Origin of the sequence: Streptomyces sp. NPDC058257 (assembly GCF_042881845.1) — a bacterium.
In the GTDB taxonomy this organism is placed as follows: Bacteria; Actinomycetota; Actinomycetes; order Streptomycetales; family Streptomycetaceae; genus Streptomyces.
This window is the reverse complement of the sequence record NZ_JBHVXJ010000009.1, coordinates 255293-269027: the sequence shown is the minus strand read 5'-3', so window position 1 is coordinate 269027 and position 13735 is coordinate 255293. Positions and strand designations below refer to the sequence as shown.

The following is a 13735-nucleotide window of genomic DNA, read 5'->3' as shown; positions in this document are numbered from 1 at the left end:
GCTCGCCATCACGGCCTTCGTCGTGGTCACGTGCACCTTGGCCGGAGCACATGATCAGACGAAGGCCGCCCCACGTCCGGCGAACCTCCAGGTGAGCGACCCAGTTCGAGTGGTCGTTCGAGGCCGGAGATAGGCTGCTTCTGGACTGGCAGCGATCCGCCCCAACTCACATCGTTACCGAGAGTGATCATGGTACCCAACAATCATCTGGCCCACGAGCTCGACGGCACGGGACCACTGCTCGTGGCCGTCCACGGCATCACCGAAAACCGGAGCTTCTGGAACCTCGTTCACCTGCAGCAGCACTTCCGCGTGCTGAGCGTCGACCTGCGTGGCCACGGTGACTCGCCCCGGACCGGACCGTACGGGATCGACGAGTCGGTGGAGGACATCCACCGACTGATCGAGTCGCTGGGTGAGGACCAGCCTCCGTTCATCGTCGGCCACTCCCTCGGCGGAGTGATCGCGACCGCCTACGCGGCCTGTTACCCGACCCGTGGTGTGGTCAATGTCGACCAGTCGCTGCAGGTTGGCCCCCTGCCCGCGGAGATAGCCGCCGCCGTGCGGGGAGAGGGTTTTGCGGACTTCACTCGTACGGTTTTCGCCTCGCTGTACGGCGAGCTGGATCCTGCGCTGGTGGCCGACATCGAGCGCCGCCGCGTCCTGGACCAGGAGGTGTTCAGCGGGTTTTGGACCCCGTTGCTCGATTGGGACGCCGACACGCTGGCAGCGTGGTCTCAACGCACTACGAGTCTCCCGCCCGACGTGCCGTACCTGTCCTTGCACGGAACCGACCCCGGTGAGCACTACGCCGGCTGGCTCACCGACCGCATCCCGGGGGCCGTGGCCGAGCAGACGCCGACCCGCACGCACTATCCACACCTGGCACAACCTGAATGGTTCGTCTCCCGCGTCCATCAGTTCTTCAGCTAGTGCCGCATCAGGTTACGTTCGCCCGGTTCCTAGTGCCGGAGGCGTGTCCGATCAACTGATGCGTGATCTCCTCAGCGGACAGCACCAGTGCGAAGCCTTTGCGTAGGACGGCGAGTTCGGGTTCCTGGCGGGACTCGTCGTCGGTGGCGGTGACGTCGGATCCGACGACGACTTTGTAGCCGCGTTCGTATGCCTGCCGGGCCGTGGTGCCGCAGCAGTAGTTGGTGAGGGTTCCCGTGACGATGACCGTGTCGCGGCCGAGGTTGCGCAGCATCGTGTCGAGCGGGGTGTCGTAGAACGCGCCGTAGGAGGGCTTGCGGATCAGGGCCTCGTCGGCGCGGTAGCCCATCGGGCCCCACACCTTCGCGGGGCCCGGCCGGCACCAGCCGGTGTCGGAGTGCGGGAGGTATTGCAGGGCGTGCGGCCGGTCCAGTCCGAGATGCGTGTCGTCGAAGATGGTCCAGATGACCGGGACAGAGGCGGCCCGGCACGTCTCGACCAGTTGGCGCAGCCGGGGCGCCATCCGGGTTGCCGCCGGTACCCAGTAGGGGCTCCAGCCGGGACGGGTGAATTCGTCCTGCATGTCGATGACCAGCAGCGCGGAGCGTTCGGGCCGTACGCCGAACGACGCCCGGCCGTGTTGGTAGCCGTCACGCGCTCGCTCGGTCACCCATCCCTCGGAATACGCCACCTCTACCCCTTACCTCGATTCGAGATACCTCGTTTCGATGTGCGAGAGTAGCAGCATGCTGGAACTCGCGATCCTGGGATTCCTGGCCGACGGCCCGCTGCACGGATACCAACTGCGCCGCCTCATCGCGCACTTGTCCGGCCACGCCCGGCCGGTCAGCGACGGCAGCCTCTACCCGGCGATCAACCGCCTGGTCAGGGCCGGACTACTGGACCGGCGCACCGAGCCCGGCGCCTCGGCCGCCCAGCGGCACACCCTGAGCCTGACCCCCGCCGGCCGCACCGAACTGCTGCGCCGCCTCCGGGAGCCCGACGAGCCGGACATCACCGACGGCGCCCGGTACTTCACCATCCTGGCCTTCCTCTCCCAGCTCCCCGACACCGCCGACCAGCACGCGGTGCTACGCCGGAGGCTGGAGTTCCTGGAGCAGCCCGCGAGCTTCTTCCATGACGGCAACCGCCCGCTCCGTGCCGAGGACACCGACGACCCCTACCGCCGCGGCATGCTCCTCGTCGCCCGCGCCACCAGCCATGCAGAACGGTCCTGGCTGCGGGAGCAACTGGCATGACGCTGACGGGGAGAACCGCACGGGGCTCAACCCTGGGCGCTCTTTCTTCCGCGAGAGTGTGCGGGGGACAGAACGAGTACATGTCCGTGAGATCGAGAGCGTATCGGCGCGGATGGACCGGGATCCGTCGGCGGTGACGACCGCTCGTGCGGCGGCTGCGGCTTGTTCCACGCAGCGGTCAAGAACGAAGAGACGGCAGACGCCAGGCAGCAATCTGGGACGAGTCGGGACGCGCCTCAGCTCGCCGCGGTCGGTGAGCCGGTCGGTGAGCCGGTCGGTGACGCTGACTGGCCTGGCAACACTGCCATCGCTCCCCGCGACCGCTCACCAAGATCTGTACCAGAGCGCAATTCTCAGCGACATTTTCAGAGCGCCCTGCCATCAACCGCTCTTCGAAACCACTGATAAACGCTCTCCGGTCTCACCTACGCAGCCAGGCCCGGCACGCGGGGAATCGACTCCGGCTGGTCTGTCGTAGCCCTGTAACAGGGACCGTGAGCCCTTGGAGTTGCACCCGTTCGTGTGATCGACTGCTCAGTGTCCGAGAGAAACGCGAAGCGCAACGCGACGCTTTGCCACGGCCGGACACGACTCCGGCCGACCGCGGGGGCGGCCCGAGCCAGCCGCGCTCCGCGAGTAGCGGGCCCGTGCGCCGCACAGGCGCACACGCACCACTGCACGTACGCACGTACGCACGTACGCACGTAAGGAGAGAAAACATGCGCAAGTTCAAGCGCGCAGCAGTCGCCGCCGCCAGCGTTCTGGCCTTCTCCGGCCTCAGCATCGGAGCCGCGCAGGCCGCCGAACTCCCCTCGATGTTCACGCCGGGCGACCCCGCGACGGACTGCTTCACGCAGGAGACCCAACGGGGGGTGGACCAGGGAGCGGGCCACCACGTCACGATCGTCCACTGCGAACGCGACCCCCAGAACCCGGGCACCATGCTGGTCTTCTACCGGCCCTGAGTCCGAGGCGGATCGCCTCCGGCTCTCTCCACCGAGGCCCCGGTCTCCTTGGCTGCGGCACGTCGGAGAACCGGACGCTGCGTCGGCGTGACGGACGAAGGCGGCTCCTCCACCCCCTGCGCGGGGGCCGGAGAGGCCGCCTTCGTGTTGCTCGGTGCCAGCGGTGGCGATGGTCGCACGGTGGGCGATGGCCACGGCACGGCCGGGCCTTGGCCAGTTGCGAGGACAGGCGGCGCTACATCAGCGGCGTGTGCGGCAGGACGCCCTCGGAGTCCAGCCGGTACATGACCTGTCGAAGCGTGACCTTGAGGGGGGCGTATCCCACAATGATCTGCCTCGCCCGGTCCACCACGGCCGACCACCGGAGCCGCTCACGCGCCATAGCGGTACTTGTACCCGATCGGCGGCGCCGATGGGCACTCGCTCAGGGCAGTCGAAAGTGGTAGGAGCTATCACCACAGGTCAAGGCCACGTGGCGGGCGATTACCCAAAGTGGGTAATCGCCCGTGGTTACCCAGAACCGGTGCGGAATCGCGAGAGCCAACCGCCCCCGGCCCGCGGCTCGGGCACAACCTGATCCTGCTCCTGGAACTCCGGCACCGCCTGGCCGACTTGGTGGCCTGGTGGCCTGGTGGCTTGGTTCACTTCCAGCAGCAGTGTTTGTCTGCTGCTACGGGCAGCAGTTGCGGACCTTGGGACCCGTGTGTGTTCACGAGAAGTAGCAGCAAGCGGGGCCACGGTCGGGTGTCGGGCTCGGTCATCAAGGCGGGCACTGGTGGGATCCGCCGCTATCGTGCTCCCGTGACTGCTTCCCTGCAGCGTGCCCTGCTGTTTCTCGATGTCGACGGGCCACTCATACCGTTCGGCGCGGTGCCCCAGCCGCATCCGACTTATGCGGCGGGTCCTGAACTGCCCGATGCGGACGCGAATCCGCTCCTGAAAAGGATTAATCCCGAGCACGGGCCCCGGCTGGCGGCGCTCCCGTGCGAGGTGGTCTGGGCGACGACATGGATGTTGGACGCGAACGAGTGCATCGCGCCCCGCATCGGTCTGCCGCAGCTGGCGGTGGTGGTCTGGCCGGAGCCGTCCGATACCGATGACCAGGACGAACGGAACGGACTGCACTGGAAGACCCGTGCCCTTGTCGAATGGGCTGCGGGGCGCCCGTTCGCCTGGGTCGACGACGAGATCACGAATACCGATCGGGCCTGGGTCGCTGCCCATCATCAGGGGCAAGGCCTGCTCCATCGTGTCGATCCCCGCCGTGGCCTGGCTGACAGCGACTATGCGGCTCTCGAGTCGTGGCTGCGACAGCCGGTCTGACACAGCTGGAGAACATGAAGAGGTCGCGGGAACGACCTGGTGGCGCTGCGGGACGGTCCGCCACTTGTGAGGGCGGCGGACCGTCGAGACGGAACTCGCAGGTCAGACGCCTTCGCCAGAAGCACTCGGCAGCGCGCCCGGTCGGCACCACACAAATTGGACCAGAGCAACTACTCGTGAATAAAGCCAGCCTGGTGTTCGGCAGTGAGAACCTGCTGCTTGCAGGCGTCGCTCAGGCGCCGGTGAGTCTCCCGTGGGGCACCCCACCCCGGCGGTCTCGATCGCCTTCCATCGTTGGTCGGTGAACTTCGTGCCGCAGTTGGCCCAGAGGGTGCGGCGCGCTTCCCACTCGGCCTGCTGTTGTTCCGTCGCGCGGCGCAGTTGTTCCTGGTGCTCGCGGTCACGGGCCTCGTACTTGGCCCGCTGGCGGATGTCGTGTGCTTCGCGGCGGGGGTTGCCGATGGCTTCCAGGAGGGGCTGCACGTGGGTGCGGCGGAAAGCCGGTCCGGCCAGGCCGTGTTCACGCAGGCTGCCCAGCCCGGTCGCGATGATCGGAATCTTGTGGTCGTAGAGGTGGTGGTCCTCATACCGCTCCCCCGCCCACAGAGGGCGAAGGAGCTCCTGCGGCGCGGAGCTCGCTTATAAGACGCCCAAGAAGAGAAATGCGGACCGATCGCTCTCCTTTAGAGGAGGGCCGGTGAGGGCGGCACGAGCGCCCTCACCGGTAAGGCCACCTATCTGAGGGCTAGCCCCACCCAGGGCCGCAGGGGACCATGATGTTGGCGACTGCCTTTCGGTGGATCGGATTCGTGTCCCAGTACGGGCCGACCTGCTTGAAGACATAGTCGATCTTGTACGTGCCGCAGCGCCAGTTCATGGGCGTCAGGTCGATCTTCTTGTCGGGGGTGCCCTGGCCGGCCTCCCCCTCGAACCCTTTGGATCGGCCGTCGCTCTTGGTCAGAGTGCCGGTGATCGTCACTTTGGCCGGCCACTTGTTGGAGGGGTTCCACCAGCCGCCGGACCACCAGTATTGGACTTCGTTGTTGTCCGCGTACAACTGACCCATAATGCTGTTCTTTACGACGTTGATGCAGAGCCGCATCTTGGAGTAGGTATAGCCGCTAGCGCCGTAGCGCTCGACCCACCCGCTGCAGACTGTGCGCGCCTCGTACGCGGGTTCCCTTGCCTCCGCGGCCCGGGCGGAGCCCGCGGAGTGTGCGACCCCGCTCCCAGACGCCAGTCCCGCACCCGCCAGGAGGACCGCGCCCAGGAGCGACGCGGAACGCTGGAATCTCAGTCGATTGGCCATGAAGTCAGCCTTTCTGTAACGAAAGACGAGTTCTTTCCGGGCCATCCTGAGACAAAATGTCTCTGTTCCGGCGCTGCTTCCGGATCTTCGCACCAAACGAGTGACATCAGGTTTCCGGACTGATCCGCGGTTTCGGGACGCAGAAGCAGACTCTGAGGCCACCCTCCGCAGTCCACGGGTTGTCGGCGGCCCACAGACGCCTCACAGGGCCCAATGACTGCGAGTATGAGAGTGGCCCGCGCCGCAGGCTCCCAGCCCCCGAGCCGTGACCACCGAGGCCGACTGGAGCCGCATCGCCGACTACACGGCTCCAGCCGCCGCTCTCCACGCGTGATCGGCCGACGGGGCAACTCCCGCAGCCTCGCCCCACGCCAGGAGGGCACCTCGCGCGAGGGCCAGGAGGAGCTGTGGTCCCGCGCGGTTTCCGGTCGCCGTCCCATCTACGGCGGCGCCCGGGCATCTTCCAGCTTCCCACCGCAAGAACGCGATGTCCGCCCTGCAGCCCCATACTTCGCCGTCCCGGGCCGATCGCGCAAAGGGACGTGAACGGGCGGCGGCCGCGTGCCCCTCTGGTGGCCGCTCCCCGGCCGCTGGAGCACTCCCCCAGGCAACCGGGGGCGTGACTCAGCCCGGCCTCAAAGATGCCCGAGGGACAGACCGGGCGGTCGACGGCTTCCGCGAGAGAAGAAGCAAGCCCGGCGCTTGTGGGATGGCCGGACTGCACGTCGCAGGCATCGTCCTCTGGTCGGCCCGGTGATCCAATGGGGACTACGATCCGGCGATCTCCTGCCGGGGCTGGTGGGTGAAGCGCCGCAGGAGGTCCAATGTCTCTCGGAACTCGGCCCGGCGGCCGTCCCTGCCGTCGGTGGGACGGGTGCTCCAGACCCGACGCGCGAGAGCGTCGGCGAGATCGACGGTGTCGCTGGAACAGAGCAGGTAGCGGGCTGAGCGTGCTTCCTGCATCTGGTTCGCCAGCTCGTTGGCTCCGGGACCGTCGTCACTCAGCTGTGTTTCCTTGAGGTAGTCCAGTAGCTGAACTATGGCCGTGTTAAAGGCGATCCCGGCTTTGAGCTTCTGTTCGCGGAGCCACATGCGGTCCTGTCGACGCGCGCGCGGTGAACCACGAACCGAACAGGACCCCTATGAGGCCGATTGCGGCCCCGATGGCCACGGACAGGATGTTCTCCACGGTCAACTTCCCCCCGATGACAGCACCGTAAGACTACAAAGGCCGCCGGAGGCGGCGCACTCGACGAGCGCCCTCACATGCCAAGGGCCGGTGATCCGAACGAAACGGCGACATAGGCGAGGCACACTTCGGCGTCATCGGCCGGTCCGGGCACGGGCTGGCCGGGATCGTCGCGCTCGTAGCTGTCCTTGGTTGGGGGAAGTCGTCGGCGATCCTCACGCGTGGCCATTCGCGCCCTTTGGCCTTGTGGGCGGTGGAGACGGTCACCTCGGCCGTTCCTTCGGGGGCGAGTTGGGCGACAGCCCTGCCGTGCGGACCAGGTTGCCGGCCTTTTCCCGGTGCTGGTGCACGAGGCGGATCGCCATGGCACCTTCACCGGTGGCCGAGGCAACTCGTTTGACCGAGCCGCTCCTGACGTCGCCGGCTGCGAAGACCCCGGGGAGGCTGGTCTCCAGCAGCAATGGGCCACGGCCGAGCGGGCCCCACCGGGTCGTGTCGGCAGCAGCCTGGGCGTCCGCCCCTGTGAGGACGAAACCCTTCTCGTCCAGGGCGAGCACGCCCCTCAGCCATTCCGTGCACGGGCGGGCCCCGATGAACACGAACAGCGCGGCGGCCCGCAGCGTGCGGCGCCCACCATGTGCGTTGTGCTCGACGCTCAGCGATTCCAGCTTCTCCTGACCGGAAACGCCCCGGACCTCGGTGTGGAGCAGTACCTCGATCTTCGGGTGCCGTTCCACCTGGTCCACCAGGTAACGCGACATGTCCGCGTTGAGGTCGCCGCCCCGGACGAGCAGGTGAACTCTGGACGCGTGACGGGCCAGGAACAGCGCCGCCTGGCCGGCGGAGTTACCCCCGCCGACTACGGCGACCGGGTCCGCCTGGCAGAGACTGGCCTCGTGCACGGTCGCCGCGTAGTAGACGCTGATGCCTTCCAGCCGGTCGATGCCAGGCACCTCGAGCCTGCGATACCAGACACCTGAGGCGAGCACCACGGCACCGGCCCGGATCTGGGACCCGTCGGTGAAGGCGATTACGTACTCGTCGTCCTGCGGGACGAGCCCGTTGACCTGGGCCGGCACCATCAGGCGGGCACCGAACTTGTGGGCCTGGAGCACCGCGCGTTCGATGAGCTCGCCCCCGGAGATGCCCGACGGGAAGCCGAGGTAGTTCTCGATGCGAGACGAGGTGCCTGCCTGGCCTCCAGTGGCCACAGCGTCGACGAAGATCGTGGTGAGGCCGTCAGAGGCTCCGTACACGGCGGCGGCGAGTCCCGCAGGGCCCGCGCCGACCACCATCACGTCGCACTGCCCGGCCTTCGACGTGGGGGCGGGCAGCCCTATGAGCCTGGCAAGTTCGGCGTTACTCGGATTGCGCAGCACCCGCTCGCCCTTCCAGAGGACCACCGGAGTTTCCTCGGGGCGGATGGAGAACCGACGCAGCAGCGACTCAGCCTCCTCGTCCCTTTCCAGATCCAGCCAGCGGTGGGGCAACCGGTTGCGGGCAGCGAACTCACGCAGCCGCAGCGTGTCCCGCGAATAGCACGATCCCAGGATGCGAAAGCCCGCACCGAGGCCGATGAGCAGGTATCGGCGGCCCAGATAAGCGCGGAGGATCAGGTCGCCGAGTACGGGGTCGCGGCCGACCAGGGTGCGTTGGCGCTCCACCGGCACAGCCACGATCTCGCCTGCCTCGCGCACCACGGCGGTGTCGAACGCCGCCTGCCCCTCCAGCATCCCCAGTTCACCCAGGAACCTGCCGGGTCCGTGGGCCGCCACCGTGCGCTCTTCCGGCCCGCCGTGGTCCTGAACGATCTCGACGGTCCCGCTGAGGATCGCGAGAAATTCCTGGAGCGGCTCGCCCTCGCGGTACAGCACCTCGCCTTCCGCGGTCCTGCGGCGCTCACCGTACGCGGTCAGGTCCTGAAGCTGCTCCGGTGTCAGGCGCGGGAATGCCCCGTGTCGGTCCGGCGTCTCACGGACCGCACCATTCTTGTGCTGGTCAGCACGCATCAGACCAAAGCCTCGTGGACGTAGCACCATCGCCAGTCCTCTCCCGGTTGGAAGGACTGCACGACGGGGTGATCGGCGCTGCCCGCGTGTCGTCGGGCGTGCTTGAGGGGTGAGGAGTCACAGCAGCCGACGTGCCCGCAGGTGAGGCAGAGCCGCAGGTGCACCCATGGAGAATGCTCCCTGAGGCACTCCTCGCAGCCCTGCGGGGTACGCGGCGTCACTGGCCGCACCATTGCCAGGTGCGGATCCGGAATCGTGGCCATGACGTTCTCCTTCCGCCTCTCTGCGCTCCGCAATTACCGTCCCGCAGTGTTCTGCCGGCCTTCCAGGGCCTGTTCGACCCACTCACGCAGGACGTGCGCAGGTGCCGCGCCGGCCTGTCGGGCGAGCGTTACGCCTTGGTCCTGAACGAGCAGCGTGGGCACTGCCTGGACCTCGAACCGCCGGCTCAATCCTGGGTTCTTGTCTATGTCGACTTTGACGAGCTTGATCCGTCCGGCGAGGTCGCGGGCCACCTGTTCGAGGGCGGGGCTCACCATGCGGCAGGGGCCGCACCAGGTGGCCCAGAGGTCGACGACGACAGGCTGGACGGCGTTGTCGGCGACTTCGGTGAAGTCGTCGTCGCCGGCGTCGACCATCCAGGGCAGCGGTTGCTTGCAGTGGCCGCATTTAGGACGCCCCTTGGCGGCAACAGGAATCCGGTTGTCGCGCCCGCAGTGCGGGCAGGTCATCGTCGTCGTACGGGTGGTGTTCACGCTGCCCTCGCTTCCCGGGCCTCTTCCTGCTGGTCGTAGGTGACCACCAGCTCTCCGTGCTCGGCGTCGACGCGGACCGTCGCGCCGTCCTGGACGTCGCCTCGCAGAAGGGCACGCCCGACCAGTGTCTCGACCTCGTGGGAGATGTATCGCCGCAGCGGCCGGGCCCCGTACACCGGGTCATACCCCTGGTGGGAAATCAACTCCCTTGCCGCATCGGTGAGTTGCACGTTGATGCGACGTTCCGCGAGCCGCTGCCGCAGTTCGTCGAACTGCAGCTCCACGATTCGTTCGATCTGCCGCTCACCCAGCGGCTTGAACAGCACGATGTCATCGACGCGGTTGAGGAACTCCGGACGGAAGTGCCCCCGCAGCTCGCCCATCACCAGGGCACGGGCGTCAGGCTTGATCTCACCCTCGGCAGTGGCGCCGTCGAGGAGGTGCTCGGAGCCGATGTTGGACGTCATGATGATCACGGTGTTGCGGAAGTCGACGGTGCGGCCCTGAGCGTCGGTGATGCGGCCGTCATCGAGGATCTGCAGCAGGGTGTTGAAGACGTCGCTGTGTGCCTTCTCGATCTCGTCGAACAGCACAACCGAGTACGGCTTGCGGCGTACGGCTTCGGTGAGCTGGCCGCCTTCCTCGTAGCCGACGTATCCGGGCGGTGCGCCCATGAGCCTGCTGACGGTGTGCCGCTCCTGGTACTCACTCATGTCGAGGCGCACCATGTTCTCCTCGGAGTCGAACAGCGCCCGGGCGAGGGTCTTGGTCAGCTCGGTCTTTCCCACGCCGGTGGGGCCGAGGAAGATGAAGGAGCCGATGGGCCGGCGAGGGTCGCGGATGCCGGAGCGGGCACGGATGATGGCGTCGGCGACGAGCTTGACGGCCTCGTCCTGGCCGACGACACGCTCGCGAAGGATCTCGTCGAGGCGCAGCAGCTTGTCGCGTTCCCCCTCCTGGAGGCGGGCGACCGGGATGCCGGTCCAGGCGGCGACGATCTCTGCGATCTCCTCTTCGGTGACCACCTCGCGCAGCAACCGGTTCTGTCCCTGCCTGGTGGCCAGTTGCTCCTCCTCCGCGGCGAGTCGGCGCTCCAGGTCCTGGAGACGGCCGTATCGGAGTTCGGCGGCGCGGTTGAGGTCGTAGGCGCGTTCGGCCTCCTCCGCCTCGTGGCGGACCTGCTCCAGTTCCTGGCGCAGTTCCTGCACGCGCCGGATCGCCTGCCGTTCGGCCTCCCACTGGGCGTGTTTGGCGTCGGCCTCACCGCGCAGGTCGGCCAGTTCCTTGCGCAGTTCCTCCAGACGGGTCTTGCTGGCGGGGTCGGTCTCCTTGGAGAGGGCGGCTTCCTCGATCTCCAGGCGGGTGACGCGGCGGGTGATCTCGTCGAGTTCGGCAGGCATGGAGTCGATCTCGGTACGCAGCCGGGCGCATGCCTCGTCGACGAGGTCGATGGCCTTGTCGGGCAGGAACCGATCGGTGATGTAGCGGTGGCTGAGGGTGGCGGCGGAGACCAGCGCGGTGTCCTGGATCTTGACACCGTGGAAGACCTCCAGGCGCTCACGCAGTCCACGCAGGATGGAGATGGTGTCCTCGAGGCTGGGCTCGTCGACCATGACCTGCTGGAAACGTCGTTCGAGCGCGGCATCCTTTTCGATGTGCTGGCGGTACTCGTCGAGGGTGGTGGCGCCGATCATGTGCAGTTCGCCCCGAGCGAGCATCGGCTTGAGCATGTTCCCCGCGTCCATGGCCCCTTCGGCAGCGCCCGCACCGACCACGGTGTGCAGTTCGTCGACGAAGAGCAGGATGCCGCCCTGCGCAGCCTTGACCTCGCTGAGTACGGCCTTGAGCCGTTCCTCGAACTCGCCTCGGTACTTGGCGCCCGCGACCAGGGAGCCCATGTCGAGGGCGAACACGATCTTGTCGCGAAGCCCTTCGGGGACGTCGCCGCGGACGATGCGCTGGGCGAGGCCCTCGACGATGGCAGTCTTGCCGACACCGGGGTCTCCGATGAGGACCGGGTTGTTCTTGGACTTACGGCTCAGGATCTGGGTGACGCGGCGGATCTCGCCGTCCCGGCCGATGACCGGGTCGAGCCTGCCTTCCCTGGCCTCGGCGACGAGATCGCGGCCGTACTTCTCCAGAGCCTCGTAGGCCACTTCGGGGTTGGCGGAGGTGACGCGCTGGTTGCCACGGACCTTCGTGAGCGCGCCCAGGAACGAGTCCCTGGTGATCCCTGCCTGGTTGAGCAGTCGCCCGGCGGCTGTTGATGCCCCCTCTTCAGCCAGGGCGATCAGGAGGTGCTCCACGGACACGTACTCGTCCTTGAGGCGTTTGGCCTCCCGTTCAGCGGCGTCCAGCAGGCCGGCCAGGCGCTGAGTGACGAAGACCTGTCCGGGCGCCGCACCGGGGCCGGTGACCTTCGGACGGCGGGAGAGTTCCTCGCGCACGGCCGCGCGCAGTTCCTTCGGCTCGGTCCCGGCCTGTTGCAGCAGCCGTGGGATCAGACCGTCCTCCTGATCGAGGAGTGCGAGCAGCAGGTGTTCCCCGTCCACTTCGGTCTGGCCCATGCGGGCGGCCGCGGTCTGGGCCTCCTGGAGGGCTTCCTGGGATTTCTGGGTGAGACGGTTTATGTCCATGGGGGTGTTTCACTCCTCGTGCCGCGGCCACGCAGGGCGGTTTCGAGCAGGCTGATGCGGTCGAGCAGGTCGAGCACCAGGCCGATGGATGCGTAATTGAGGCAGAGTCCGGAGCGCAGCCGCTGGATGCGGGCAAGTACCACTGGGGCACCGGGGTCGAACATCAGGTGGCCCACAGCGTCGCGTTCGGCGTCGACAAGGCCGAGGGCGACGAACCGGCGGACCAGATCAGGATGGAGACCCGATCGACGGGCCACGGCCTCCAGGGAAAGCCTCGAGGCGGGAACGAGCGCATACCGGGCAGCCGTCGAGGCGGTGGCCACATAGGTGGCCGGCCGTACCGGACGGTCACCTGCACCGGTCCGGCCGATGCCCGCCGCCGCTCCCGTGGGTCGGTCGTTCATCGCGTCCTCCTGGGGTCGAACGAGGAGGTCGCGGCGAGCTCCTCGAACAGTTCACGCTCCCGGTCGCCAAGGGTGGGTGGCACCATGACGCGGAGTTCGGCGTACAGGTCGCCGTTCACACCGCGCGGGTTGGGCATGCCCTCGCCGCGCAGCCGCAGCCGACGGCCGCTGGAAGAGCCGGCAGGCACAGTGACCTTGGCTGTGCCGCCGCCGGGGGTGGGCACCGGCACGGTCGCGCCCAGGGCCGCTTCCCAGGGGGTGACCGGGATTTGCACGTGGACATCGCGGCCGTCCAGCCTGAACTGAGGATGGGACTGAATCCTCACCCGCAGGTGCAGGTCGCCCGCGGGTGCAGCACCACTGCCCCGCCCGCCCTCGCCCGCCAGCCGGATGCGCTGCCCGTCGGTGACGCCCGGCGGGACGTCGACCTCGTAACGCCGCGGCTGCCCGGTGGACCCGGCGAGTGTGACGGTGCGGCTGCCGCCCTTGTACGCCTCCTCGACGGTGAGTGGCAGTTCGGCCTCCTGATCTGCCCCCGGTACGCCTGCGGAGGCGGCGCCTGCACCGAAGAGCGAGCCGAGCAGATCCTCGATGTCGACGTCCTCGGCTGAGAAGTCATCGCCGAAGCCGGTGGTGTACCGGACTCGGGCGCCGCCCGCGCCTGCGGTGCGCTGGGTACGGAAGCCGCCACCCGCTCCGGCAGCGACCCGGTCGTCGAAGTCTTCAGGGATCTTGCGGAAGTCTTCGCCGAAGCGGTCGTAGCGTGCCCGGGTCTTCGGGTCCGACAGGACGCTGTGTGCCTCGTTGAGGTCCTTGAAGCGTTCCTCCGCCCCCGGATCCTTGTTGACGTCGGGATGGTATTTGCGGGCGAGCTTGCGATATGCCTGCTGGATCTCGTCCTGGCTCGCGGTCCGCGATACTCCCAGCACTTCGTAGAAGTCCCGTGCCATGAC

The 13735-nt window shown here is 67.7% G+C and carries 13 protein-coding genes and 2 pseudogenes; 4 read left to right on the top strand and 11 right to left on the bottom strand.

Annotation, left to right across the window (positions count from 1 at the left end; genetic code table 11):
* Window positions 1-189: 189 nt before the first annotated feature.
* Complete coding sequence (locus ACFVXC_RS23045; protein WP_389907917.1) at window positions 190-933, top strand: alpha/beta fold hydrolase; 744 nt, start codon at window positions 190-192, stop codon at window positions 931-933.
* A 7-nt stretch (window positions 934-940) separates the two neighbouring features.
* On the opposite strand, the gene ACFVXC_RS23040 is transcribed toward ACFVXC_RS23045, so the two are convergent.
* Entirely contained in the window at window positions 941-1624 is a 684-nt protein-coding gene (locus ACFVXC_RS23040) for a cysteine hydrolase family protein (RefSeq protein ID WP_389907915.1), read from the bottom strand.
* Between the two features lie 55 nt (window positions 1625-1679).
* On the opposite strand from ACFVXC_RS23040, the gene ACFVXC_RS23035 reads away from it, so the two are divergent.
* Both ACFVXC_RS23035 and ACFVXC_RS23030 read left to right on the top strand, forming a co-directional pair.
* Complete coding sequence (locus tag ACFVXC_RS23035; RefSeq protein WP_389907913.1) at window positions 1680-2192, top strand: PadR family transcriptional regulator; 513 nt, start codon at window positions 1680-1682, stop codon at window positions 2190-2192.
* Window positions 2193-2911: 719 nt separating this feature from the next.
* Window positions 2912-3157, top strand: a complete 246-nt coding sequence (locus ACFVXC_RS23030; RefSeq protein WP_389906459.1) for a hypothetical protein — start codon at window positions 2912-2914, stop codon at window positions 3155-3157.
* 235 nt (window positions 3158-3392) lie between these two features.
* Here the strand turns inward: ACFVXC_RS23030 and ACFVXC_RS23025 are convergent, their stop codons facing one another.
* Window positions 3393-3539, bottom strand: a complete 147-nt coding sequence (locus tag ACFVXC_RS23025; protein ID WP_389907911.1) for a hypothetical protein — start codon at window positions 3537-3539, stop codon at window positions 3393-3395.
* Window positions 3540-3958: 419 nt separating this feature from the next.
* Between ACFVXC_RS23025 and ACFVXC_RS23020 the strand changes: the two genes are divergently transcribed.
* Window positions 3959-4480, top strand: a complete 522-nt coding sequence (locus tag ACFVXC_RS23020) for an HAD domain-containing protein (protein WP_389907909.1) — start codon at window positions 3959-3961, stop codon at window positions 4478-4480.
* Window positions 4481-5225: 745 nt separating this feature from the next.
* On the opposite strand, the gene ACFVXC_RS23015 is transcribed toward ACFVXC_RS23020, so the two are convergent.
* The 9 genes and pseudogenes from ACFVXC_RS23015 to ACFVXC_RS22975 form a co-directional block, all read right to left on the bottom strand.
* Window positions 5226-5789 (bottom strand): hypothetical protein, encoded by a 564-nt coding sequence (locus ACFVXC_RS23015; RefSeq protein ID WP_389907907.1) that lies wholly within the window; start codon window positions 5787-5789, stop codon window positions 5226-5228.
* Between the two features lie 768 nt (window positions 5790-6557).
* Window positions 6558-6978 (bottom strand): annotated as a pseudogene (locus ACFVXC_RS23010) (hypothetical protein).
* Window positions 6979-7078: 100 nt separating this feature from the next.
* Window positions 7079-7281 (bottom strand): annotated as a pseudogene (locus ACFVXC_RS23005) (DNA helicase); the annotation flags it as partial.
* Complete coding sequence (locus tag ACFVXC_RS23000; protein WP_389907905.1) at window positions 7242-8987, bottom strand: FAD-dependent oxidoreductase; 1746 nt, start codon at window positions 8985-8987, stop codon at window positions 7242-7244. The pseudogene ACFVXC_RS23005 and the gene ACFVXC_RS23000, both read right to left, overlap by 40 nt.
* On the bottom strand, window positions 8987-9250 hold the full coding sequence (locus ACFVXC_RS22995; RefSeq protein ID WP_364465188.1) for a UBP-type zinc finger domain-containing protein: 264 nt from the start codon (window positions 9248-9250) through the stop codon (window positions 8987-8989). Before ACFVXC_RS22995 ends, ACFVXC_RS23000 begins: the two co-directional genes overlap by 1 nt.
* 33 nt (window positions 9251-9283) lie before the next feature.
* Window positions 9284-9742: a thioredoxin gene (trxA, locus tag ACFVXC_RS22990; protein WP_389907903.1), complete on the bottom strand. Its 459-nt coding sequence runs from the start codon at window positions 9740-9742 to the stop codon at window positions 9284-9286.
* The gene (clpB, locus tag ACFVXC_RS22985) at window positions 9739-12378 is read right to left on the bottom strand and encodes an ATP-dependent chaperone ClpB (protein WP_389907901.1); all 2640 of its coding nucleotides are present in this window, start codon (window positions 12376-12378) and stop codon (window positions 9739-9741) included. Before clpB ends, trxA begins: the two co-directional genes overlap by 4 nt.
* Window positions 12369-12782: a chaperone modulator CbpM gene (locus ACFVXC_RS22980; protein WP_389907899.1), complete on the bottom strand. Its 414-nt coding sequence runs from the start codon at window positions 12780-12782 to the stop codon at window positions 12369-12371. The genes clpB and ACFVXC_RS22980 overlap by 10 nt, the downstream gene beginning before the upstream one ends.
* Complete coding sequence (locus tag ACFVXC_RS22975) at window positions 12779-13732, bottom strand: DnaJ C-terminal domain-containing protein (RefSeq protein WP_389907897.1); 954 nt, start codon at window positions 13730-13732, stop codon at window positions 12779-12781. Before ACFVXC_RS22975 ends, ACFVXC_RS22980 begins: the two co-directional genes overlap by 4 nt.
* Window positions 13733-13735: the final 3 nt, after the last annotated feature.